Consider the following 827-nt stretch of genomic DNA (forward strand, 5'->3'; position numbering starts at 1 on the left):
GTGGAACTGCAACTAAAAATGAGAGACTTTTTTATGCTGCTGCTAATTTTTCTTTTTTCAACAGCATTTCCTCCATCTGCTTAGGGGTTTTATAACCTAAAGCCGAATGTATTCTTCTGGTATTGTAAAAGCCTTCAATATATCCGAAAACCTCCAATTTAGCCGATTGTTGATCTATAAATCTCCTGTGATAAACCATTTCAGCCTTTAATGACTTGAAGAAGCTCTCAGCTACCGCATTATCCCAGCAGTTCGCCTTTCTGCTCATGCTCTGGATTATGTCATTATCCCTGAGTATCGATTTAAATTCGTCGCAGGCGTACTGGACACCTCTATCTGAGTGGAAAATCAGCCCTTTTCTCACACCTCTATTCTTAACCGCCATTTTCATTGCCGATACGGAGGTATTTTCTGCTGTCATATCTGCACTTAAAGACCAGCCTACAACTTTTCTATCGGCAAGGTCAATAACAGTCGTCAAATATAACCAGCCTTTATTGGTGTGGATATAGGTGATGTCACCGACCCACTTTTGCGAGAGTGCATCCGCTGAAAAATCTCTTTGGAGGAGATTTTCGGCTATCCTATAGCTATGGCTTGAATCTGTGGTGATCTTATATTTCTTTTTTACTTTACTGCGTATCCCGTGTTTTTTCATTAGTCTGGCCACATAAGATCTTGATACAACATCTCCTTCTTTATGTAGCTCTGCGGTTATACGTGGGCTGCCATAGATGTAACCGCTCTCCTTGTGGACTTTCTGTATTTTATCAATAAGCATTTTGCTCCGCTGCTCTCCAGGAGGATCCGGTGAAACCAACCAACGG

The 827-nt window shown here is 41.5% G+C and carries 1 protein-coding gene; it reads right to left on the reverse strand.

The genetic code is table 11. From position 1 onward, the window contains the following. Positions 1-31: 31 nt before the first annotated feature. The coding region (locus FLS47_RS00950) for an IS3 family transposase (RefSeq protein ID WP_149912530.1) at positions 32-827 on the reverse strand (796 nt) is incomplete at its 5' end.

Origin of the sequence: Sphingobacterium cavernae (genome assembly GCF_008520265.1) — a bacterium.
Lineage (GTDB): Bacteria > Bacteroidota > Bacteroidia > Sphingobacteriales > Sphingobacteriaceae > Sphingobacterium > Sphingobacterium cavernae.